Genomic DNA, 22,249 nt, shown 5'->3' on the forward strand with positions numbered 1-22,249 from the left:
TGAACCGACAGGAGACACACCGTGCTCGGCCTCGAAGTCGTCGTGGTCCTGGGCCTGGCCCTGCTGGTCGGGGAGGGCATCGGGCACCGGCTGCGCGTCGCGCCGCCCGTGCTGCTGCTCGTCATCGGGGCGCTGCTGGGCTTCATCCCCTCGCTGCGTGAGATGGAGCTGCCGCCCGAGGTGGTCCTGCTGCTCTTCCTGCCGGTGCTGCTGTACTGGGAGAGCCTGACCACTTCGCTGCGGGAGATCCGCCGGGACCTGCGCGGCATCGTCCTGCTCAGCACCACCTTGGTGATCGCCACCGCCGCGGCCGTGGCCGCGGTCGCCCACGCGCTGGGCCTGCCGTGGGGCCCTGCATGGGTGCTCGGCGCGGCCGTGGCGCCGACCGACGCGACCGCCGTGGGCGTGCTCGCCCGCGCTTTGCCGCGCCGCAACGTCACCCTGCTGCGTGCCGAGAGCCTCGTCAACGACGGCACCGCGCTGGTCGTCTATGGTCTCGCCGTCGGAATCACGGTCGGCGAGGAGCACTTCACCGTCCCGCACGTCACCTGGCTGTTCCTGGTCTCCTACCTCGGTGGTGCCGCGGCCGGAGCACTGACCGCGTGGCTCGGGATCCGAGCGCGCCGTGTCTTCGACAACCCGCTGCTGGGCAACGTGGCGACCATCCTGACTCCGTTCACCGCTTTCCTGCTGGCCGAACTGGTCCACGCCTCCGGGGTGCTGGCTGTGGTGGTGGCCGGGCTGATCATGAGCCAAGCGGGGCCGCGCATGGTGGGGGCCGCGACGCGCCGGCAGGCGGAGGAGTTCTGGTCGCTGGCCACGTTCCTGCTCAACGGCGCCTTGTTCGTCCTGGTGGGCGTGCAGGCCCAGACAGCCGTGCGCGGTCTCGACGCCACCGGACTCGCCCAGGCCCTGATCGCCGTCGGAGCCGTCTCCGCGGTCGTTGTGGGGGCGCGCTTCGCCTTCCTGTTCACGGTCCCGTACCTGATCCGTCTACTGGACCGCCGGCCCCAGCAGCGACTGCGTCGCATGGGCTACCGGCCGCGCGTGCTGAGCGCGATGTCCGGCTTCCGCGGCGCGGTGTCGTTGGCGTTGGCACTCGCGGTGCCCACCTCACTCGACTCGGGCGCGGCGTTCCCCGACCGCGACACGATCGTCTTCGTCACCTCGGGCGTCATCGTCACGACGCTGGTGGTGCAGGGCCTGCTGCTCCCCGGTGTGGTCCGCTGGGCCCGGCTGCCCCGCGACCAGTCGGTCGAGGAGGAGCGGTTCCTCGCGGAGACCACCGCCACCGAGGAAGCCCTCGAGGCACTGCCGCGGGTCGCCGCGGAACTCGGCACCGACCCCGCGGTCGCGGACCGCATGCGGCAGGAGTACGAAGCCCACCTGCAGGTCCTCCGGGCGAGCGGCGGCGAGGCCGACGACGAGGAAGTGCTGCGCCACGACCGGCACTACACCGCGCTGCGCCTGGAACTGCTCGCCCGCAAACGCACCGTCGTCCTGCGGCTGCGCGACGAGCACGAGATCGACGACACCGTGCTGCGCCAGGTTCAGCGACGCCTCGACATCGAGGAGGTACGCCTGTCCCGGCAGCGGTCGGCCGAGTGACCGTCGGGCGTCAGCGTGCCGCCTCGGCCTTGATCCGGTCGAGGGCGTCGTTGAACCCGTCGGGCGTGCCGCTGGAGCCCGCCAAGCGGGAGACGCGCACCTCGTCGACGTTCCGGCCGACGACGACGTCCGGGATCGCTGCGGCGAAGCGTTCCTGGTAGTCGAGCGAGGTCGGGACCGTCGCGTTCGGGGTGACCTCGACGTCGGTGATGACCTCGTCGTCGAGGGTGAGCGTCACGTCGATGCTGGAGGGCAGGCCGCCGTACCAGCCTGTCGCACGGTAAGTGCCTTCGGCGTGAACGGAGTTGCGGCCGGTTGGCGATACGGACGGCGCGACCGAGGTCCGCTGTCGGCTCGTTTCCTCCTGCTCGTCGGCGGCGGAGCATCCGGCGACGGCCGCTGAGGCGGAAACGCCGAGCATCGTGGCGGTCGCGATCTTCTTGTTCAGGGCTGACATGGCGCGTTGGTCTCTCTCAACTGTGGGCGTGCCGGCGCTTCTCTGACGTGTCCTCAGGTGAAGACCTCACCGGGGAAGTTCCGCGACACCTCGGCATGTCCGTCCGCGTGCATCCGCACGTACGCGAAGTCGAATTCCCGCGCGAGCCGGCGCCCCTCTGTGAAGAAGAGCGCGGTCGCGAGGCCATCGGCGACCGCGGCCTCGTCGGCGACGACCCAGGTGGCGACGACTCCCCGCACGGGCAAGCCCGTCCGGGCGTCGACCACATGGTGCAGCCCGTCCGCCCAGGCGCGCCGATCTGCGCATGCACCTGAGGCCACCTCCACGTCACACAGGCCGACTCAGCCTGGAGCGACTGGCAGCATTCTCTGGTCGCGACGCCTCTTTGCTCCGACGGATTCTCGGCAGGGGCCGCTGCATCGGATGCGACGGACATCTGATCGTCTCCCAGATCACAGCCCAGGTGACCGGGCGTTCGGCTCGCTGGTGTTCCCAACGCTGCCGAGCGGCAGCCCACCTGCGACGCGATCCCAGGCGGGCACCCGAACTCTGGCCGCCCAGCACCACGACCTTCGATGGTGCTCAAGCATGTGCCGGAACGCCTTCTTCAGAGGGTTCCGCCGACAAGACTGCGGGATCTGCGGTGCTCCACTTCCCGCGGCTTCCAACGGACGTCCATCAAAATGGTGCTCGACCCACTGCCGCCGGGCGGCCTACGAACAACGCCGGGTCGAGCAACGGCAGAGAACTCAACCTTGACAGCCGGCCTGCCCACTCAAAACCTGGGTGGGAATGCTCAACCTTACTGAGCCGCCGCCCTTCCACCGCTGGCGTCTAATCGCCGTTCCGGTTGATCTCGATCTTCCGAAGCGACGGAACCAGCAACGGCACCAGCATCGCCACCGCGGCCACCCCGCCGCCGGTGACGGCGACCGCCGCCGTTCCGAAGAACGCGGCGAGGAAGGGAGTGGACAGCTGACCGATAGGGATGGGCACGGAGGACCAGAACTCGTCGTGGGCGCCGACCCGGGAAAGCAGCCGTTCCGGGATGTGGGTGTTGTTGACGGTTTCCCACACGACGGTGAAGAACTCGGCGACCATTCCCGCCACGAAGGCCGCCGCTGCCAACCAAAGGATGCTCGCGCCAACGCCGAGCAGGATCAGCGGCAGCGCGCCCAGCGACATCGAGGCCAGCGCCGGCCCCATCGGCCGCCGCACCGTCAGCTTCACCATCACCACGCTGGCCATCAGCGCCCCGGCACCGCGGGCGCTCAGCACCAGTCCCCAGCCCTCAGCACCGATCGTGTCGTGGGCAATCACCGGGCCCAGGATCTGCCAGACGCCCCTGTTGAGGGCGTTGAAGACAGCGAACGCCGACGTCACCGCCCAGATCCACGACTGTGAGCTGAAGTAGCTCCAGCCCTCCCGCAGTTCGCCGAGCATCGTCGGGCCGCCTTCGGTACGCGGCAGCAGGTCCGGCAACGACATCCGGGCGAAGCACGCGGCCGCCAGGAGGAAAGAGACCGCGTCCGCGGCAATCGCCCAGCCTCCGCCCACGGAAGCGGTCAACAGGCCAGCTACCGTCGGACCGAGGATCTGCGTGGCGTTCCGGACGGACGCCAGCAGGGAGCTGGCCCGCTGGATGCCGCGTCCCGCCGTCAGATTCGCGACGATGCCGCGCAGCGCGGGCCTGGTCAGTCCCTGGAAGACGCCGTTGAGGCCCGACAGCGGCAGCAGGAACGCCGGGTGCTGGTGAGCCAGGAGGAGAAGCGCGACGCCGGCCTGGGTGAGGCCGGCGCCCAGGCTGGTGAGGCGGAGGACGGTGTCGCGCCGGTAACGGTCGGCGATACCGCCGCCGAGCAGGAGCGTCGCGAGCATGGGGACCAGGGCCGCCGTGGTGACCGCGGACAGCCAGGCCGCACTGTCGGTGACTTCCAGGACGCCAAAGGCCAGAGCCACAGGCGACATGGCACTGCCAAGCAGAGAGATCGACTGGCCGCCCAGAAACCACCGGAAGGCGCTTGAGCGGAGCGGCTGCCCGGGCGCGGGGTCGGTACGAGATACCGGTAGTGCGTCCCTTCCAGGCCGTTCACGATCTCGGCCCTCTGACGCGTCTGTTGCAGGCACAAGCGGCCACCGTGCCAGCGCACGCCGGAAGCCTCAAGTGGTTTTCGCAGAGCGATCATGCCGCTCCGAGGCGCGACCACGACTCAGACTTCGATGAGAATCGCTCAACCTTCGCTGCAACAGTTCACCAGAGATGTACACGCGGGACGTGGCCGATCTCGCCTCCGGGCACCCAGCGCATCTCCCGGTGGCGCCACTCCGCCGGTTTGGCGACACACAACCGTCCCGACTCATTTTCCGGCGTGCGGACACGAAGCCTCAGCCCTCGACTCCGGCAGCTCCGCGATCCTGCGCGTCGGAGGACCTCAGTGCGAGGGCCGCGATGTCGTCGTCGAGCCTTCCACCGCTGTGCTGAAGCAGAGCCCGGTGCAGCTGGTCGAGCAGCTCGCGGGGCTGCTCCAGGCCCTGCCGCCGCATCCAGTCCGACAGTGGGAAGAACTCGCCCGCGTGGTCCCGGGCCTCCGATACGCCGTCCGTGTAGAGCAGCAACTGGTCCCCCGGGGTGAAGGGGACGACGTCGATCCAGTAGCGGTCACCGATGAGCGCCGCGAGGTTGAGAGGCGGGGAGGCGATGGTCGGGACCAGGACCCGGACCTCTCCGCGATGCGCGATCAGCGGCGGGGGATGCCCGCAGTTGAGAAGTCGTACGTAGCCGCCGTCGTGGGGGATCTCGGCGAGGAGTGCGGTGGCAAAGTGCTCGGGCTGGTCCTGGGCGGGAAACGCAGCGCTGTGGCGCGTGACGGCGGTCTCCAGTCGGTGGATGACGCCCTGCAGGTCGGGCTCGTCGTAGGCGGCCTCCCTGAAGCAACTGATCACCGCCGAGGCCGCCCCCACTGCGGACAGGCCCTTGCCCCGTACGTCGCCTATGAGCAGCCGGACTCCGTGCGGTGTGCCGATCGCCTCATAGAAGTCGCCGCCGATCCGGGCCTGCTCTTGGGCCGCCAGGTACAGCGACTCGATCTCGACGTCCTCGATGCGGCGTGGCAGCGGGCGCAGCAGCACCTTCTGCGCCGCGTCGGCGACGAGCCGGATCTGGAAGAGCATTTCCTCACGCTGAAGTCGGACATGACTTCCGTACGCGGCCGCCAAAGTGACCGCGACGATCGCGGCCGCCGTGTACTGCGTCCCCAGATCGGTGTGGAAGAAGCTGAGGACGATCATGAGCAGCAGGCAGAACGCCCCCAACAGGATCGTGGGGAGCACGGGCCACATGGCGGCGGCGAGGGCGGGCGCGGCGGGCAGAATGCGGCTGAAGGCGATCTCCCTGGGCGTGGAGAACGCAAGGCCGGCGATGAGGGTGGTCAGGATGAGGGGTGACAGCCGGGCTGCTTCCCATCGGCCGCTGTAGGCGGGGCGATGGCGCCACAGCCGTGCAGACATGATCACAAAATGCATCATATCGGCCTAATCAGGCATCTGCCGCGAAAGGATCATGCGCCACCCGTGCGCATGCGCGACGGACGGCCACGCCCGGAGGAGCCGAAGTCATGCAGCGCACGCTGCCCGGGCACCCGAGGTCGGCCGGGCACGGTTCGGACGAGCCCTGGCCACTTTGGATCACCGATGCTAAAAAGGTCGCATGGCGAATCCTTTCGCCCGTTTTCGACACCTATCAGTCAAGCGCCTCCTCGGCAAGGGCACGCGGAGCGTAGCCGGGCAGGTACTGGTTTTCCAGGTGGCTCTGGTAGTGCTGCTCGTAGCCTGCGGCGTCATCGCTCTCATCCTGCAGTCGGAGCGGGACAACAGCGCCGAGGCCAGGCGACGCTCCACGGCCGTGGCACAGACCTTCGCGCACTCACCAGGCGTCCTGGCGGCATTGCAGACTCCGGATCCGAGCAAGATTCTCCAGCCGCTCACCGAGGCGGCACGCCGGGCCGCCGGCGTCGACTTCATCGTGGTCATGGACACCGAGGGCATCCGGTACACGCACCCCTTGCCGGACCGGATCGGAAAGCGGTTCGTGGGCGAGATCGGGCCGCCGCTGGCGGGGAAGGCCTACGTGGAGAGCGTCGACGGCCCGCTCGGTCGCGAGGTGCAGGCCACGGTCCCGATCGAGAACGCCGGCAGCCAGGTGGTGGCACTCGTCTCGGCCGGGATGAAGGTCGAGAACGTCGAAAGTCAGTTGTCCCGGCAACTACCGATCATCCTGGGTGCCGGGGCCGGAGCGCTCGTGTTGTCCACCGGTGTGACGGCGCTGGTGGGCAAGCGGCTGCGACGTCAGACTCACAGCCTGGCCCCGGACGAGATGACCCTGATGTACGAGCACCACGACACAGTGCTCCACTCCGTTCGGGAAGGGGTGCTGATCGTGGCCGCCGACGGGCGGCTGATGCTGGCGAACGACGAGGCCAGACGGCTGCTGGAGCTGCCCGCGGACGTCGAGGGGCAGCTCGTCTCGAGGCTGCCGGGCCTCGATCCGGAGATGAAGGCGCTGCTCACCTCCGGGCGCGAGGCCACCGACGAGGTACACCTCGCGGGCGAGCGGTTGCTCGCGGTCAACCAACGGCCCACGGATTTCGAGGGAGGCCTCGAGGGAACGGTGGTGACACTGCGCGACTCCACCGAGCTGCAGGCGGTGACCGGCAGGGCGGAGGTGGCACGGGAGCGGCTCAGACTGCTGTACGACGCCGGGCTCCGCATCGGCACCACCCTGGACGTGCTGCGCACCGCCGACGAGTTGGCGCGGGTCCCGATTCCGCGCTTCGCGGACTTCGTCACCGTGGACCTGGCCGACGCCGTCCTGCACGGCGAGGAGCCGGCCCCCACGGCGACGGACATGCGACGCGCGGCCGTGAGCGGCATTCAGGACGACCATCCGCTCTCCGAACAGGGCCGGCTCTTCGACTACCTTCCCTCCACGCCCCAGGCGCGCGGCTACGGCAGCGGCCGGTCCCAGTTGGTGAGCGATCTGCCGACCGCCACCGGCTGGCGGGTGCAGGACCCCGAGCGCGCCAAGGCGATCATCGACCACGGCATCCATTCCCTCATCAGCGCCCCCATCCAGGCCCGTGGCGTCGTGCTGGGCATGGCCAACTTCTGGCGCGCGCACCAGCACGAGCGATTCGACGAGGAGGATCTGTCGCTGGCGGAGGAACTGGTGGCCCGTGCCGCGATAAGCATCGACAACGCCCGCCGCTACACCCGCGAGCACGCTCTGGCAGTCACCCTCCAGCGCAGCCTGCTGCCACAGGCCATGCCCGAGCAGAACGCCCTCGACATCGCCTACCGCTACCTCCCCGCCCAGTCGGGCGTGGGCGGAGACTGGTTCGACGTGATTCCGCTGCCGGGGAGCCGGGTGGCACTGGCCGTCGGCGATGTGGTCGGCCACGGCCTGCACGCAGCCGCCACGATGGGACGGCTGCGGACCGCGGTGCACAACTTCTCCGCCCTCGATCTGCCACCCGACGAGCTGCTGAGCCATCTGGACGACCTGGTCGGGCGCATCGACCAGAACGAGACGGCGGAGAGTGCGGCGGGCGTCGTGGGCGCCACCTGCCTGTACGGGATCTACGACCCCGTGACCCGCCACTACGTCATGGCGCGTGCGGGGCATCTGGCGCCCGCGCTGGTCCAGCCTGACGGAACGGTCACCTTCCCGGACGTGCCGGCCGGTCCGCCCCTGGGCCTCGGGGGCATGCCGTTCCAGACCGCGGAGCTGTGCCTCGCGGAGGGAACCCAGCTCGTCCTGTACACCGACGGCCTCATCGAGGACCGCAGGCGCGACCTGGACGTGGGGATGGAACTGCTGCGCGATGCGCTGACGGGCCACTCCGGCCGGCCGCCCGAGGAGACCTGCCAGGACGTGCTGGACAGCCTGCTCCCCGATCGTCCCAAGGACGACGTCGCCCTGCTCGTCGCCCGCACTCGGGTACTGCCGCGCGACCGCATCGCCGACTGGGATGTGCCTGCGGACCCGGCGGCCGTCTCGGGTATGCGCGACGCCGTGTCCCGACAGCTCGAAGCATGGGGCCTGTCAGAGTTCGGCTTCACCATGGAGCTCATCCTGAGCGAGCTCATCACCAATGCCATCCGCTACAGCGCCGGACCGATCCATGTGCGGCTGATCCGCGACCGTACGCTGATCTGCGAGGTGGCCGACGGCAGCAGCACCTCACCGCATCTGCGGTACGCCGCGACGATGGACGAGGGAGGCCGTGGCCTGTTCCTGGTGTCGCAGATGGCTGAGCGCTGGGGCACCCGGTACACCCCGCAGGGCAAGGTGATCTGGGCCGAACAGACCCTGCCCGAGGTCAGCCGGCCGCCCGCCCCGCCACCGGCCGACGCGGACACGCCCCCGGAAGAAGAGGCAGCCGGCCCGAAAACCCTGACGTGAAGGCGGCGGCAAGGAGCCACATCACTGAGGCCCCTCACACTCGCTCCGCCGGCACCGTCATGGTGCCTCCACGCACTCCTGCCCCCAGAACTATGGTGTCCCACCACATACGCCACTGACCTGCGGATTCCTACGGTATGGCGACACACAACCGTCCCCGCCAACCGCCTGGAAGTGGTGCCGATGTCCTCCCCCGTGACCGCTCCCCCACCCCCCGCCAGCCTCAAACGCATCGTCACGGCCAGCCTGATCGGCACCACCATCGAGTGGTACGACTTCTTCCTCTACGGCTCCGCCGCCGCGCTCGTGTTCAACAAGTTGTTCTTCCCGGACTCCGACCCGCTCGTCGGCACGCTGCTGTCGTTCCTGACGTACGCGGTCGGATTCGCCGCCCGGCCCATCGGCGCGCTGGTGTTCGGGCACTACGGCGACCGGATCGGGCGCAAGAAGCTGCTGGTGCTGAGTCTGCTGATGATGGGCGGGGCGACCTTCGCGATCGGGCTGCTGCCGACGCACGCCACCATAGGGACGGCCGCGCCGGTCCTGCTCACCGTGCTCCGGCTGGTCCAGGGGTTCGCACTCGGCGGTGAGTGGGGCGGTGCCGTGCTGCTGGTGTCGGAGCACGGGGACGCGCGGCGGCGCGGGTTCTGGGCGTCGTGGCCGCAGACCGGCGCGCCGGCGGGGCAGTTGCTCGCGACCGGTGTGCTGTCCCTGCTGACGGCCGTCCTGTCGGACGCCGCGTTCGGCAGCTGGGGCTGGCGGATCCCGTTCCTGCTCTCCGGGGTACTGGTGATCGTCGGTTTGTGGATTCGTCTGTCTGTCGATGAATCGCCGGTCTTCAAGCAGGCGTTGGCGCAGGCCGAGGCCCGCAAGGCGGACCGGGCGGCGGAGGCGGAGAAGCTGCCGCTCGTCGCCGTGCTGCGGCACCACTGGCGTGACGTGCTGATCGCGATGGGCGCGCGCATGGCGGAGAACATCAGCTACTACGTGATCACCGCGTTCATCCTCGTCTACGCCACCACCTCGGCCGGTGTCTCCAAGCAGACCGCGCTCAACGCCGTGTTGATCGCCTCGGCCGTGCACTTCGCCGTCATCCCGGCGTGGGGCGCGCTCTCCGACCGGATCGGTCGCCGTCCCGTCTATATGGTGGGTGCCGTGGGTGTCGGGCTGTGGATGTTCCCGTTCTTCTCGCTGATCGACACCGGCGGCTTCGGCAACCTGATCCTCGCCGTCACCGTCGGGCTGGTGCTGCACGGGGCGATGTACGCCCCCCAGGCCGCGTTCTTCTCCGAGATGTTCGCGACGCGCATGCGCTATTCCGGAGCGTCCATCGGCGCGCAGTTCGCCTCGGTCGCGGCGGGCGCGCCCGCGCCGCTGATCGCGACCGCGCTGCTGGCGGACTACGGCAGCTCCACGCCGATCGCCCTGTACGTCATCGCCGCCGCCGTGCTCACGGTCGTCGCGGTGGCGGCGGCCAAGGAGACCCGCCACCGGGACCTGGCGGACGTCGCCCCTCCCGCCGACGCGGACCGGACGACGGCCGCCCCGGCGGCGGACGCCCGGACCATCTGACCCTCCAGGATCCTGCCGGCCCAGCCCCCGTACGTGCGTGCCGGCCACGTACGGGGGTCAGTGCTGTCCCGGCTCCGACAACCGGTGCAGTCGCAGGGCGAGCTGGATCTCCAGGGCGCGGGCCGGGGTCTGCCAGTCGTCGCCAAGGAGGCGGCCGACCCGCTCCAGGCGCTGGGCGACCGTGTTCACATGGACGTGCAGCTCGTCCTTGGTGCGGGCGGGGCTCATGCCGCAGGCGAAGTACGCGTCGAGGGTACGCAGCAGTTCGGTGCCGCGTCGTCGGTCGTACGCGACGACCTGGCCGATGGTGCGGTCGACGAAGCCGGGTATGTCCCGGTCGCCGGCCAGGAGCAGCCCCAGAAAGCCGAAGTCCTCGGCGGCGGCCCCGTCCCCGGAGCGGCCGAGGAGCCGCAGGGCGTCGAGGCAGCGCCGGGCCTCCGCGTAGGCCGTGGCCACGGCCTCGGTGCGGGTGGCCAGGCCCTCGGCGGGTGCGGAGGCACCGACGGTGACCGGCGTGTGGACCGCTGTGCCCAGATGCCGGGCGGCACGGCGGGCCAGGTCGGTGGCGCTGTCGCCGGGCCTCAGGGGCAGCAGCAGGACGGTGCCGCCGTCGCGTGCGGCGGCCAGGCCGTGCCGGGTCGCGGCGAGGTGGGACGCCGCGGCCGCCAGGCGCCTGCGGGCGTCCGCCTCCTGGTCGGCGTCGGCCGCGCCGCCTTCGAGACGCGCGGCCAGCACCACGTGGACGGCGTCGAGGTCGGCGTGCAGGCGGGCCGCGCGCTCCCGCAGCAGGCGCGGGTCGCGGTCGCGGGCGTCCAGCAGGTCGTCCAGCAGTTCTCCGCGTACGCGCTGTTCGGCCTCGGCGGCGGACCGGCGGGCGAGGAGCAGCAGGGAGGTGACCATGGCGGCACGCTCCAGGGTGCGCTGGTCGACGGGGTCGAGCCCCGGTTGGCCCCGCAGCACGAGGGCGCCGAGCAGTTCCCCGCCGGCGGCGACGGCGGCGATCCAGTCGTCCTCGAACCGCACGGCGTGCCCGTCCGCGCGGGACGATTCCAGGGCCTCGGCCGGTGTGGCGGCGGCCTCGGCGAAGACGACCGTGCCGTCGAGGACCTCGGAGACCGCGGCGGCCACGTCGTGCACCCCGCCGCCGCGCAGAACCAGTTCGGCGAGCCGGTCGTGCACGTCGGAGGCCCGCTCGATGACGCCGCTGCGGTCCCGGATGATCTCGTTGGCCAGCTCCAGGTCGGCGAGGGCCGACCGGGTCTCGGCGAGCAGGTTGGCGGTGTCGATGGCGGCCGCGGCGAGGGCGGCGAAGGATCCGAGCAGGGCGATCTGCTCGCGCTCGAAGACCCGGGCACGGCGGTCCGCGGCGAACAGCACGCCGATGACGTGGTGCCCGAGCATCAGCGGCACGCCGAGGATGGCCACGAGCCCCTCGTCCCGCACGCCCGCGTCGATGGTGCAGGTGTGCTGGAAGCGGTCGTCCTTGAAGTAGTCGTCGGTGACGTAGGGGCGGGCGGTCTGCGCGACCAGGCCGCCGAGTCCCTCCCCCATGCCGAGCCGCAGCTGCTGGAACCGGGCCGCGACCGATCCCTCGGTGACCCGCATGTGGGTGTCGCCTCTCGCCGGGTCGTTCAGGCTGAGGTAGGCGACGTCCGTGCCCAGCAGCGACCGGGCCCGTTGCACGATCGCCTGGAGTACGGCGTCGAGGTCGCGCAGCCCGGCGAGGTCGTGGGCGGTCTCGAACAGGGCGGACAGCTCGGCCTCGCGCCGGCGCCGTCCCTCGAGCTCCGAGCGCACGCGCAGGGCGAGCGGCTTGGCACGCTGGAGCGCGGCGATCCACTCCGCGGACCGTCCTTCGGCGCGCGCGAGCAGCACCGGCTGCTCGTAGGCGTCGGCGGAGGCGCCCCGGGCCAGCAGCTCGAGGAACGGCGCCTCGGCGTCGGCCGGCGGCGCTTCGGCGGCGCCGGCGGAGCGCTCGGCTGACTGCACGTGATCGCTGGACATGCTCACAGGATTCACCATGACCGGGCCGTCCCGTCAGCCCTGTGGACAACTCGCGGACCGGCGAGGCCCGGGAGTCAATGGGCGGTCCAGCCGCCGTCGAGCACGAGAGAGGTTCCGGTCACGAAGGACGCCTGCGGACCGCACAGATACGCCACGGCCTCGGCGACCTCCTCCGGTTCGATGAGCCGCTTGACGGCGCTGTCCTGCAGCAGCACCTCGGACAGGACGCGTTCCTCCGGGACGCCGTGCGCCTGCGCCTGGTCGGCTAGCTGCTTCTCGACCAGTGGGGTGCGCACATAGGCGGGGTTCACACAGTTCGAGGTGACACCGTGGGGTGCGCCTTCGAGAGCGGCGGTCTTGGAGAGCCCCTCCAGGCCGTGTTTGGCAGCCACATAGGCCGACTTGTAGGCCGAGGCGCGCAGCCCGTGGACGGACGACACATTCACGATGCGGCCCCACCCCTGTCCGTACATGTGGGGCAGGGCACCGCGGATGAGCCGAAACGGTGCCTCCAGCATCACGGTGAGCACCAGGTGGAAGGCGTCGGGCGGGAACTCCTCGATGGGGCGCACCAGCTGGAGCCCGGCGTTGTTGACGAGGACGTCGGTGCCGGCGGCGGCGATCTCGGCGGCGTCGAGGTCGGTGAGGTCGAGGACGTGCGGTTCCACGGTGCCCGTGAGGTCATGGCCCTGTTCGGCGAGCGTCTCCAGGCCGGCGGCGTCCCGGTCGACGGCTCTCACCTTGGCCCCGGCGGCCGCGAGCCGCAGCGCGCAGGCGCGGCCGATGCCGCCGGCGGCGCCGGTGACGAGCGCGGTACGGCCGCCGAGGTCGAGCGAGGAGGCGTGGGGAGCCGGGGAGACACGGGGCGCGGTCATGCGTCGACCTTAGGAAGCGCCCCTGCCCGGCCCCATGTGGTCACGCCCCATAGTTCAGCTGGGGGCAGTGGGGTCGAACCATGTGGGGGCGTCCGACACAGCCTGCTTGATCCGGAGCAGGCCGAACTCGTTCAGCTCGGGCAGGGCGTCGATGTCGAACCAGCCCACGTCCAGCGACTCGTCGTCGTTGACCCGTGCCTCGCCGCCGACAGCCCGGCAGCGGAGGGTGATGTCCATGTACTGGCAGGTGTCGCCGTTCTCGTACGTGACGGGGTGGAGCGCCTGGACGAGGACGACCCGTTCGGCGACGCAGTGCACGGCCGTCTCCTCATGGACCTCCCGCACGGCGCAGGCCGCCGGCTCCTCCCCCGGGTCGGGGATGCCGCCGATCACGGACCACTTGCCGGTGTCGGACCGGCGGTTGAGCAGCACTCTGCCCTCGTCGTCGAAGACGATGGCGGTGACTCCGGGGAGCCAGAGCAGCTGATGGCCGGCCGATGCGCGGAGGGTCCGGATGAAGTCAGGAGTAGCCATGGCGACGACCCTAATCGGCCGGTCGCGGTGTCCCGCGCGATTCAGGCAGCGTGCGACGGGCGTACGTCTACACGTCACCGGCGCGTCGTCCGCGCAGACCGGCGCCGACGGCCCAGCCCAGTCCGCCGGCCGCGACCAGCACGAGGGCGATCTCCGGCAGGACACCGAGCCGCGTGGCGGGGGTCTGCGAGGACCGCAGCGGCACCTTCTGCACCAGCGAGTCGGCGACGAACATGCCGGTCTTCTGCGTGATCTTCCCGTCCGGCATGATCATCGCGCTGACGCCGCTGGTCACCGGCACCGTCACGGTCCTGCTGTGCTCGACCGCGCGGACCCGGGACATGGCGAGCTGCTGGTAGGTCATCTCGCTGCGGTCGAAGGTGGCGTTGTTGCTCGGCACGGAGATCATCTGGGCGCCGTCGGTGACCTCGGAACGCACGGTCCAGTCGAAGGCGGCCTCATAGCAGGTGACGAGGCCGACCTTGGCGCCGTCCATGGTGAACACGCCCGGCTCGGTGCCCCGGCTGAAGTCCTGGCGGACCATCGCCGTCCAGTTCTTGTTGATCGCGCCGATGAACGAGCGCAGCGGCAGATACTCGCCGAACGGCTGGATCTGACGCTTGTCGTAGGTGTCGACGGGGCCCTTCGCCGGGTCCCACAGGATCTGCTCGTTGTACAGCTTGCCGTCGCGCTCCACGACGCCGCCGACCGAGATGGGCACGCCGATGGCCTTGGCCGCCTTGTCGATCACGGCACGGGCGTCGGGGTTGGCGAAGGGGTCGATGTCGGAGGAGTTCTCCGGCCACAGCACGAAGTCGGGCTGGTCGACCTTGCCGGCCTTGACCTCCGCGGCCAGGCGTTCCGTCTCGCGCGCGTGGTAGTCGAGCACGGCCCGCCGCTGGGAGTTGAAGTCGAGGCCCGCGCGGGGCACGTTGCCCTGGATCGCGGCGACGGTCACGCTGCCGTCCTCGGCCTTGTCGCTGACCAGCGGCCGGGCCGCCACGGCCGCCAGGACCGGGACGCCCAGGCTCAACACGGCAACCGCTGCCGCCATGTGCCGCACGACTCCGGTGGCCCGCCTCTCCAGACCGAGACGCACGGCCTCGTACAGCCCGAAGCCGCACAGGACCACGGCGAAGCCGAGCACCGGCGTACCGCCCACCGCCGCGAGCGGCAGGAACACCCCGTCGGCCTGCCCGAACGCGACCTTCCCCCAGGGGAAGCCCTCGAACGGCACGCGCGCGCGTGCCGCCTCTCCGGCGATCCACACAGCCGCTGCCCACACCGGCCAGCCGGGCAGCTTCGACACCGCCGCGACGCCCGCGCCGACCAGTGCGACGAAGATCGCCTCGATGACGACCAGGGCGAGCCAGGGGCCCGGCCCGACCTCCACTCCGGTCCACACCAGCAGCGGCAGCAGAAAGCCGAGGCCGAAGAGGTAGCCGAGGCCCAGCCCCGCCTTCCAGCTCCGGCCGCGCAGCACCCAGCCGAAGACGGCGAAGGCCGGCAGGGCCAGCCACCAGAGGGTGCGGGGCGGGAAGCTGACGTAGAGGAGCAGTCCGGAGAGCGCGGCTGCGGCGGGCGGAACGAGACGCCGGGCCCAGGTCCGCGCCCCGGGCGCGTTCCGCGGCTCCAACTGGTCCGACTCGCCGACGGAGGTTGCGGTGACGGTCACTCCCGGAGTCTAAGGCGAGTGACCTTGAGGCCGACAGCGCGGTCCACGACGCGGCGGCACCACGCCGTGCGCGCGACCACGCGCGGCGTCGCCCCGCATCCGCAGCATCGTTCCTGCTCATTTCGTCACGACACATCCACAAACCGTCCACCAGCGGCTACGGTGTGCCGAAGCCTCAGTCGTGCGGCCCGTGGCGGCCCGTGCGGCCGGGGTCTTCACAGGTCGGGGGCGACGTGGTGCGGGGGGCGGGGCGGGGTGGGTTCACGTGGGCTGACGTCCGCGTCCGGGCTGGACGCGGACGGCGAGAGAAGAATCGTTTCCGATGCGGCGGGCGTCGTGGTGCTGGGGGCTTGCGCCGGCTGGTCCCTGATCACGGCCGCGGTGCACGAGGGCCGGCCCGAGGGCGTGCTCCTCGCGGTGCTGGCCGTGGCGGCCGGGTACGCCGCTGGGCGGATCGGCGGGGCGCTGCTGCCGGTCGGCGCGCCCTGCGCCGGGGCGCTGGCGGGTGTCGCACTGACCGTGGCCGTTCCGCACCTTGCTCCGGGCCCGCAGATCACCGCGCCCCTGGGACACGCGGGGGCCACAGCGGCCGTGCTGACGCTGTCGGCCGGTGCCGCGTGCTGTGCGGCCTGGGCCGCCACGGCTCCGGCCGCCCGGATCGCCCTGCGCCTGCTGGCCGCCGGGACCGCGGTGCTGGCGGCCGTGCTCGGCTCGACCACGGGCTGCGTCACCTGTGTCGCGGTGCTGCTGTGCTCGCTCGCCGCCGGCCGCACCCGTCACCGCGGCGCCGGACTTGCCGTACTGGCCGCGGCCGCCGCCGTGGTGACCTGCCTGGCCTGGGCGGTCGCCGCGCGGGCCGTACCGGGCGGGCTCGTGGCCGCCCTGGAAGGGCGGCTGACGCCGCACCGCGTACAGCTCTGGGAGGACGCGTGGCACCTGCTGCGCGAGAACGCCGCCCTGGGAGTCGGCCCGGGCCGCTTCGGGGAGCTGAGCACGACGTCCGCCCAGTCACTGCTGTCCGACGGCAAGCCCCACTCGGCGCCCCTGCAGCAGGCGGCCGAGCAGGGCATCGTCGGCGTGGCCCTGATGGCGGCGGCGTTCGGCTGGGTGCTGTACGCCCTGTGGCGCGGCCCGCGCCCGACTCCGGTGGCGCTCACGGCGGGCGCGACCCTGACGGCGCTGGCCGCCATCGCGGCGATCGGCAACGCGCTGAGCTTCACCGCGGTGTCGGTGGGTGCGGGACTGCTGGCGGGCACGGCCACGGCACGCCCCTGGGCGGATGAATCGTCGACCCGTGCCCCGGACACACACCCGCGCGGCGCCGGACGCGCCCCTGCCTGGTGACAGGCCGCCCCGGTGATCAGCCCTCAGTGCGCGGGAGCGCCCGGCTTCGTGGGCCGCAGCCGGGCCTTGATCACCTGGACGGCCGCCTCCGCGTCGTCGACGGTGACCGTGAAGGTGTGTCCGTCCCACATCTCCAGTGCGACGCCCTCACCCCGTCGTACGACCACCGCGGTGCCCTTCTCGGGCCGCCATCGGTAGCCCCAGCCGCCCCAGTGCCGGGGGGTGACATGCGCGATGTACGTGGCGCCCGCCACATGGGACAGCGGGATACGGCGGCGGGGCAGGCCGATGTGGCCGCAGCGCACCTCGAGGTGCTCGTCGTCGACCCGGAGCGCGACGTGCACGAAGGCGAGGGTTCCGAAGAGGACCAGCAGCCCGGCGGCGATGCACCCGACGACGGCCATGACGAGCGGGGCGCCGGACGTCCACGCCGAGTCGACGGCCAGCTCGATGCCCAGCGCCATGCAGGCGGCGCCGACGAGCGCCAGCAGCCACTGGACCCGGTTGGTGGCACGACCGGTCCAGACATCGGGGTGCGAGTGGGGGGCGTTCTCGCCGTGGGGGTGGTCCCTCATGCATATGAGGTTACTCAGGTTTCGCTCCGCCGGTACCTCGTGGCGGAGCGTGACTGCGCCGACCGGGCGGCGGGCCCCTGCGGCACGGGCGACGGCGGTCGGTGGCCGGTGCCGGTCAGCAGGCGGGCGTGACCGCCTGGAGTATCCGCCCTTCGTCGTACGCCAGGGCCGGGGAGGGCAGCGTGCCCTCGCGCCCGCTCAGCAGCACGGTCAGGGTGCCGTGGGGCGCGGCTCCCGGTGCGGGCTGCTCGCCGAGCCGGCGCAGGGCCTGGGCGGCGACGGCGCCCGCGGAGCCGTGCAGCACGAGCGGCGGGCGGCCGGGGCGCTGGACGGCGGCCCGGATGCGCTCGGCGACCAGTTCGTAGTGGGTGCAGCCCAGGACGACGGTCGTCACCTCGTCGGGGGTCAGCGCGGCGGCCGCGGACACGGCGGCGTCGATCGCCGCCTGGTCCGCGTGTTCCACGGCCTCGGCGAGGCCCCAGCAGGGCACCTCGGCGACGGGCACTCCGCCGGCGAAGTCCCGGATCAGGTTCTGCTGGTACGGGCTGCCGGTGGTGGCCGGGGTGGCCCAGATGGCGAGGGGCCCGCCGCCGGCCGCGGCGGGCTTGATCGCCGGGACGGTGCCGACGACCGGGAGCTCCGGTTCGAGGCGGGCGCGCAGGGCGGTGAGCGCGTGCACGGTCGCGGTGTTGCAGCCGACGATCAGGGCGTCGGGGCGGCGCGCGGCGGCCGCCTCGGCGACGGCCAGGGCCCGCTCGGTCAGGTCCTCCGGGGTCCTCGGTCCCCACGGCATGCCGTCGGGGTCGAGGGAGAGCACGAGATCGGCGTCGGGGCGCAGCCGCCGCATCGCGGCGGTGGCCGCCAGCAGACCGATTCCGGAGTCCATGAGCGCGATCTTCACCCGATCACGATAGACGATGAGCCTTCTCGGCAAGGTCCGGTGGTGCAGACTGCGCGCGTGAGCGCCGTTGTGTGGACTGCCGCTGGATCACTTCTCGCCTGGCTGTGGCTGCTGCTCTGTCAGGGCTTCTTCTGGCGCACGGATGTGCGACTGCCGCCGCGCCGGGACCCGGACGCGTGGCCGTCGGTGTGCGTCGTCGTCCCGGCCCGCGACGAGGCGGCGATGCTGCCCGCCGCGCTGCCCTCTCTGCTCCTGCAGGACTATCCGGGGCGGGCGGAGGTCTTCTTCGTCGACGACGGCAGTTCGGACGGCACGGGTGATCTCGCGCGGGAACTGGCGCGCCGGCACGGCGGGCTGCCGCTGACCGTGGGCTCGCCGGGCGAGCCGCCCGCGGGCTGGGCCGGAAAGCTGTGGGCGGTGCGCCACGGCATCGGCCTGGCACGCGCGCGTGATCCCGAGTATCTGCTCCTGACGGACGCCGACATCGCGCACGCGCCGGACAGCCTGCGGGAGCTGGTGGCGGCGGCCCGTGCCGGAGGGTTCGACGTGGTCTCGCAGATGGCCCGGCTGCGGGTGGAGAGCGCCTGGGAACGGCTCGTCGTGCCGGCCTTCGTCTACTTCTTCGCGCAGCTCTACCCCTTCCGCCGGATCGGCGGGGTGGGGACACGGACGGCCGCCGCGGCCGGTGGTTGCGTCCTGGTGCGGGCGGAGACCGCCGAGCGGGTGCGGATCCCGGACGCGTTCCGGCACGCGGTCATCGACGACGTGGCCCTCGCACGGGCCGTCAAGCGGGGTGGCGGGCGCGTCTGGCTGGGGCTCGCCGACCGGGTGGACAGCGTGCGGCCGTATCCACGGCTGCACGACCTGTGGCGGATGGTGTCGCGCAGCGCGTACGCCCAACTGCGGCACAACCCCCTGCTGCTGGCCGGGACGGTCGCGGGGCTGGCGCTGGTGTACCTGGTGCCGCCGGTGGCGGTCGTGGTCGGTCTGGCGGCGGGGAGCGCGGCGGCGGCGATCACCGGCGGACTGGCGTGGCTCGTGATGACCGGGACGTACGTCCCGATGCTCCGCTACTACCGGCAGCCGCTGTGGCTCGCTCCCCTGCTGCCGTTCACCGCGTTCCTCTATCTCCTCATGACGGTCGATTCGGCGGTGCAGCACTACCGGGGACGCGGTGCGGCCTGGAAGGGCCGCACCTACGCCCGTCCCAAGGCCGTGCCCGACGAGGGCTGACGGCCGCCGGTGGGAAGGGGGGTCACTTCCTGCCGGGGGTCCAGTTCATGCCCCACCCGTAGGCGTGGTCGACCGTGCGCTGCGGGCTGACCCCGCGCTCGGGCACCAGGTAGCGCGCCTCCCGCTGGACGACCAGATCGCCTCCGGTGCTGGTGATCAGCGCGAGCGCGCACACGGACGAGGGGACCGTGCACTCGTCGAGGGAGAACTCGATCGGGGCGCCGTACTGCGGCTGGAGCGTGACGGTGGCGTTCAGGTCGGCGAAGGAGCGGGCGCCTTCGTAGATGGTGACGAAGACGAGGATGCGCCGGAAGGCGTTCTTGTGGTCGAGATTGACGGTGAGGTTCTCACCGGCCGCCACGGCGCCGGTGCGGTCGTCGCCGTCGAGGTGGATGTACGGGGGCTGGTGCAGCGCTCCGAAGGTGTTGCCGAGGGCTTGTACGACGCCCTTGCTGCCGTCGGTGAGTTCGAACAGCGCGCACAGGTCGAGGTCGAGGTCGGAGTGCATCGCGGCCGGGCGGCCGAACTTGCTGCTCCACCCCGAGAACTGCTTGCGCACCTCCCAGTTGAGGTTCACGTGGAGGGCGCCGGAGGTGCCGCCCTGCTTGGTGAGCGAGACGGAGGGGGCGGCCTTGGTGAGCGTCACCTTGGTCAGGCGGACCGGCGCCGGTGTCGCCGGGGGCGCTGCGGGCGGGGGCGGGGCCGCCGGCCGCGTCATCGGCGGGGGCGTGGGCGCCGGGGGCGCGGCGGGCGGTGGGGTGGCCATGGGCGGTGCCGCGGCCGGAGCCATCTGCTGCGGTTCGTCCACCGTGATGCCGTAGTCGGTGGCCAGCCCTTCGAGCCCGCTGCTGTAGCCCTGGCCGACGGCGCGGAACTTCCAGGCGCCCTGGCGGCGGTAGAACTCGCCCAGCACGAAAGCGGTTTCAGTCGTGGCGCCCGGGTTGTCGAAGCGGGCCATCGGAGCGCTCCGGGCGGCATCCTGGACCTCGATGTACAGGTCCGGGACCTGCCCGAAGGTGCCGCCGTCGGCGGAGGCGGCGAGGACGACCGTCTCGATCGAGGGCTCCACGCGCGTGAGGTCGACGAGGAGCGCGTCGGTCACCCGGCCGTCGGCGTTCCGCTTGCCCTCGTGACGGATCGCGCCGGAGGAGTGCGCGGGCTGGTTGTAAAAGACGAAGTCCGCGTCGGAACGCACCTTCCCGCTTACCAGCAGCAAAGCGGAGGCGTCCGCGTCGGGCACGCCGGGTCCGGTCCGCCAGCCCAATTCCACCCGCAGTGCCGCGGTAGGCACAGGAGTGTTTGAACCTTTCAGCATTTGCATGTCCGCCCCCATCGCGTATCACCGCGCCAGGCACATCCCGGCCGTCCGTCGAGTTCCGTTCGCACAACCTATTCCTCCCCGCCGCGAACTCCCATGCGCCGCCACCGGGAGACCGGCGGCCAACCCCTGGTAACCCGCCCGGAACTCGGCCTTTACAGGATCAGAACCCTGTTCGGTGCCCTTTTTTGGCGAGTTCGCTCGCATTGGGGATCCCAGGTCACTGGCGACGCGGAAAACAACCCTCTTATCGGTCTCCCCAACCAGCACATCATTGGCTTAACTTATGTGGCATGACCTCCCCCCGCTCCACCTATGGCGGCGGCTACTACTCCGCCTCCTTCCCGGACACCCCGATCTACGACAGGCTCGTCGCCGAGCGGGGCACCCCGCAGATCGCCCCGATCCGGGTCCCCGCGCAATACGACATGCCCGGCAGCAACCTGCCCGCCCTCCCGTCGGCGCTGCCCGCTCTGCCGGCAGCCCCGTCCCAGCCCGCCTACGGCTATCCGCAGGCACAGCAGCCCGCCCCGCTCCAGCAGGCGCCCGCGGCGTACATCCCGCAGCAGGCCTCCGCACCGCGCGGCTATCCCGGCCCCCAGCCCCAGCAGCCGCGCCCGGCGGCGCCCGGCGGGGGCTACGAGGCCATGCGCCCCGCGGCTCCCCGGCCCGCACCGGCTCCCTATCAGGACCCGTACAACAACCAGCAGTACCGCGGTTACTGAGCGCTCCCGGGGGTTGTCGGTGCCGGCTGGCACGATGACCCCATGGGGAACGCGCATCTGCACTCGCTTCACGTCCATCCGGTCAAGGCGGTCCGGGGCCTGGCGCCCCGGAAGGCCGTCGTGGAGCCCTGGGGGCTGGCCGGAGACCGGCGCTGGGTGCTGATCGACGACGGGGGAAAGGTCGTCACGCAACGCCGGCAGCCGCGCCTCGTGTCCGCCGCCGCAGAGCTTCTGCCGGACGGCGGCGTCCGGCTGTCCGCGCCCGGCATGGAGCCGCTGACGGTGCCCGTTCCCCGGCCCCTCGGCACGGTGCCGGTGCAGATCTTCCGCGACAAGGTCGAGGCGGTCCCGGCGGAGGACGAGGCCGCGCACGCCTGGTGCACCGCCTATCTCGGCATCGGTGCGCGTCTCGTGTACATGCCCGATCCGGCCACGCGCCGTCCCGTCGACCCGGAGTACGGGCGGCCCGGCGAGACCGTCTCCTTCGCCGACGGCTTCCCGCTGCTGCTCACGACGACGGCCTCGCTCGACGCTCTCAACACCCTGATCGCGCAAGGCGACCACGCGGACGAGGGCCCGCTGCCCATGAACCGTTTCCGGCCGAACGTGGTCGTGGCGGGCACGGCGGCCTGGGCCGAGGACGCGTGGTCGCGCATCGCCATCGGGGAGGTGCCCTTCCGGGTCGCGAAGCCCTGCGGCCGGTGCGTGGTGACCACCACCGACCAGGGCACGGGTGAGCGCGGCCGCGAGCCCCTGTACAGCCTGGGGCGGCACCGGCGGCTCGGCGGCAAGCTGGTCTTCGGACAGAATCTGGTGCCCCTGTCCCGGGGCACGATCCGGGTCGGGGACCCGGTCAGGATCCTCGAGCAGCGCGGGCAGGAGGTCTCCGACCGGGGCGGGAACCGCGTCGCGGGCCCGGGCGTTGGCCCTGTGTGAGAAGTTCATGAGAGACCCGTGAGAGGTGATTT

At 71.6% G+C, this 22,249-nt stretch carries 18 protein-coding genes; 7 read left to right on the forward strand and 11 right to left on the reverse strand.

What is annotated here, in order from left to right:
* The first annotated feature begins 21 nt into the window (after positions 1-21).
* Positions 22-1,608 (forward strand): Na+/H+ antiporter, encoded by a 1,587-nt coding sequence (locus OHU35_RS03825; protein WP_405504629.1) that lies wholly within the window; start codon positions 22-24, stop codon positions 1,606-1,608.
* Between the two features lie 10 nt (positions 1,609-1,618).
* Here OHU35_RS03825 and OHU35_RS03830 read toward each other — a convergent pair whose 3' ends face one another.
* From OHU35_RS03830 to OHU35_RS03845, 4 genes are all read right to left on the reverse strand, one after another.
* Positions 1,619-2,065 carry a hypothetical protein gene (locus OHU35_RS03830; protein WP_405504631.1) on the reverse strand — a complete coding sequence of 149 codons (447 nt, stop codon included), beginning with the start codon at positions 2,063-2,065 and terminating at the stop codon, positions 1,619-1,621.
* 53 nt (positions 2,066-2,118) lie between these two features.
* Positions 2,119-2,304 (reverse strand): hypothetical protein, encoded by a 186-nt coding sequence (locus OHU35_RS03835; RefSeq protein WP_229873504.1) that lies wholly within the window; start codon positions 2,302-2,304, stop codon positions 2,119-2,121.
* Between the two features lie 595 nt (positions 2,305-2,899).
* On the reverse strand, positions 2,900-4,192 hold the full coding sequence (locus OHU35_RS03840; protein ID WP_405504633.1) for an MFS transporter: 1,293 nt from the start codon (positions 4,190-4,192) through the stop codon (positions 2,900-2,902).
* Between the two features lie 258 nt (positions 4,193-4,450).
* Positions 4,451-5,572 (reverse strand): PP2C family protein-serine/threonine phosphatase, encoded by a 1,122-nt coding sequence (locus tag OHU35_RS03845; RefSeq protein ID WP_405504634.1) that lies wholly within the window; start codon positions 5,570-5,572, stop codon positions 4,451-4,453.
* A gap of 199 nt (positions 5,573-5,771) precedes the next feature.
* On the opposite strand from OHU35_RS03845, the gene OHU35_RS03850 reads away from it, so the two are divergent.
* Both OHU35_RS03850 and OHU35_RS03855 read left to right on the forward strand, forming a co-directional pair.
* The gene (locus OHU35_RS03850; RefSeq protein WP_405504636.1) at positions 5,772-8,525 is read left to right on the forward strand and encodes a SpoIIE family protein phosphatase; all 2,754 of its coding nucleotides are present in this window, start codon (positions 5,772-5,774) and stop codon (positions 8,523-8,525) included.
* Positions 8,526-8,708: 183 nt separating this feature from the next.
* Positions 8,709-10,097 (forward strand): MFS transporter, encoded by a 1,389-nt coding sequence (locus OHU35_RS03855; protein ID WP_189730628.1) that lies wholly within the window; start codon positions 8,709-8,711, stop codon positions 10,095-10,097.
* Positions 10,098-10,154: 57 nt separating this feature from the next.
* Here OHU35_RS03855 and OHU35_RS03860 read toward each other — a convergent pair whose 3' ends face one another.
* From OHU35_RS03860 to lnt, 4 genes are all read right to left on the reverse strand, one after another.
* Entirely contained in the window at positions 10,155-12,101 is a 1,947-nt protein-coding gene (locus tag OHU35_RS03860) for a helix-turn-helix domain-containing protein (RefSeq protein WP_405504638.1), read from the reverse strand.
* Positions 12,102-12,175: 74 nt separating this feature from the next.
* Positions 12,176-12,976: a 3-hydroxybutyrate dehydrogenase gene (locus OHU35_RS03865; protein WP_189730623.1), complete on the reverse strand. Its 801-nt coding sequence runs from the start codon at positions 12,974-12,976 to the stop codon at positions 12,176-12,178.
* A gap of 54 nt (positions 12,977-13,030) precedes the next feature.
* Positions 13,031-13,510: an NUDIX domain-containing protein gene (locus OHU35_RS03870; protein ID WP_189730621.1), complete on the reverse strand. Its 480-nt coding sequence runs from the start codon at positions 13,508-13,510 to the stop codon at positions 13,031-13,033.
* Positions 13,511-13,577: 67 nt separating this feature from the next.
* On the reverse strand, positions 13,578-15,185 hold the full coding sequence (lnt, locus tag OHU35_RS03875; RefSeq protein WP_189730619.1) for an apolipoprotein N-acyltransferase: 1,608 nt from the start codon (positions 15,183-15,185) through the stop codon (positions 13,578-13,580).
* 312 nt (positions 15,186-15,497) lie between these two features.
* Here lnt and OHU35_RS03880 point away from each other — a divergent pair, with 312 nt between their 5' ends.
* Entirely contained in the window at positions 15,498-16,529 is a 1,032-nt protein-coding gene (locus OHU35_RS03880; protein ID WP_405509169.1) for an O-antigen ligase family protein, read from the forward strand.
* A 23-nt stretch (positions 16,530-16,552) separates the two neighbouring features.
* On the opposite strand, the gene OHU35_RS03885 is transcribed toward OHU35_RS03880, so the two are convergent.
* Positions 16,553-17,104, reverse strand: coding sequence for a hypothetical protein (locus OHU35_RS03885; RefSeq protein WP_189730615.1), 552 nt, complete (start codon positions 17,102-17,104; stop codon positions 16,553-16,555).
* A 115-nt stretch (positions 17,105-17,219) separates the two neighbouring features.
* Complete coding sequence (locus OHU35_RS03890) at positions 17,220-18,005, reverse strand: glutamate racemase (protein WP_405504640.1); 786 nt, start codon at positions 18,003-18,005, stop codon at positions 17,220-17,222.
* A gap of 39 nt (positions 18,006-18,044) precedes the next feature.
* Between OHU35_RS03890 and OHU35_RS03895 the strand changes: the two genes are divergently transcribed.
* Positions 18,045-19,238 (forward strand): glycosyltransferase, encoded by a 1,194-nt coding sequence (locus tag OHU35_RS03895; RefSeq protein ID WP_405504642.1) that lies wholly within the window; start codon positions 18,045-18,047, stop codon positions 19,236-19,238.
* 22 nt (positions 19,239-19,260) lie between these two features.
* On the opposite strand, the gene OHU35_RS03900 is transcribed toward OHU35_RS03895, so the two are convergent.
* Positions 19,261-20,553 (reverse strand): TerD family protein, encoded by a 1,293-nt coding sequence (locus OHU35_RS03900; RefSeq protein WP_189730609.1) that lies wholly within the window; start codon positions 20,551-20,553, stop codon positions 19,261-19,263.
* Between the two features lie 296 nt (positions 20,554-20,849).
* On the opposite strand from OHU35_RS03900, the gene OHU35_RS03905 reads away from it, so the two are divergent.
* Together OHU35_RS03905 and OHU35_RS03910 are read left to right on the forward strand one after the other, a co-directional pair.
* Positions 20,850-21,281 (forward strand): DUF6643 family protein, encoded by a 432-nt coding sequence (locus tag OHU35_RS03905; RefSeq protein ID WP_189730607.1) that lies wholly within the window; start codon positions 20,850-20,852, stop codon positions 21,279-21,281.
* A 42-nt stretch (positions 21,282-21,323) separates the two neighbouring features.
* Positions 21,324-22,217, forward strand: coding sequence for an MOSC domain-containing protein (locus OHU35_RS03910; RefSeq protein WP_189730605.1), 894 nt, complete (start codon positions 21,324-21,326; stop codon positions 22,215-22,217).
* The last annotated feature ends 32 nt before the right edge of the window (positions 22,218-22,249 follow it).

Source organism: Streptomyces purpurascens, assembly GCF_045040895.1.
Taxonomy (GTDB): domain Bacteria; phylum Actinomycetota; class Actinomycetes; order Streptomycetales; family Streptomycetaceae; genus Streptomyces; species Streptomyces purpurascens.

Bases quoted from the DNA above. Each gene is read 5' to 3' on its own strand.
- OHU35_RS03830 (WP_405504631.1), bottom strand. From the start codon at position 2,065: ATGTCAGCCCTGAACAAGAAGATCGCGACCGCCACGATGCTCGGCGTT.
- OHU35_RS03845 (WP_405504634.1), bottom strand. From the start codon at position 5,572: ATGTCTGCACGGCTGTGGCGCCATCGCCCCGCCTACAGCGGCCGATGG.
- OHU35_RS03850 (WP_405504636.1), top strand. From the start codon at position 5,772: ATGGCGAATCCTTTCGCCCGTTTTCGACACCTATCAGTCAAGCGCCTC.
- OHU35_RS03855 (WP_189730628.1), top strand. From the start codon at position 8,709: ATGTCCTCCCCCGTGACCGCTCCCCCACCCCCCGCCAGCCTCAAACGC.
- OHU35_RS03860 (WP_405504638.1), bottom strand. From the start codon at position 12,101: ATGTCCAGCGATCACGTGCAGTCAGCCGAGCGCTCCGCCGGCGCCGCC.
- OHU35_RS03865 (WP_189730623.1), bottom strand. From the start codon at position 12,976: ATGACCGCGCCCCGTGTCTCCCCGGCTCCCCACGCCTCCTCGCTCGAC.
- OHU35_RS03870 (WP_189730621.1), bottom strand. From the start codon at position 13,510: ATGGCTACTCCTGACTTCATCCGGACCCTCCGCGCATCGGCCGGCCAT.
- OHU35_RS03885 (WP_189730615.1), bottom strand. From the start codon at position 17,104: ATGAGGGACCACCCCCACGGCGAGAACGCCCCCCACTCGCACCCCGAT.
- OHU35_RS03900 (WP_189730609.1), bottom strand. From the start codon at position 20,553: ATGCTGAAAGGTTCAAACACTCCTGTGCCTACCGCGGCACTGCGGGTG.
- OHU35_RS03905 (WP_189730607.1), top strand. From the start codon at position 20,850: ATGACCTCCCCCCGCTCCACCTATGGCGGCGGCTACTACTCCGCCTCC.
- OHU35_RS03910 (WP_189730605.1), top strand. From the start codon at position 21,324: ATGGGGAACGCGCATCTGCACTCGCTTCACGTCCATCCGGTCAAGGCG.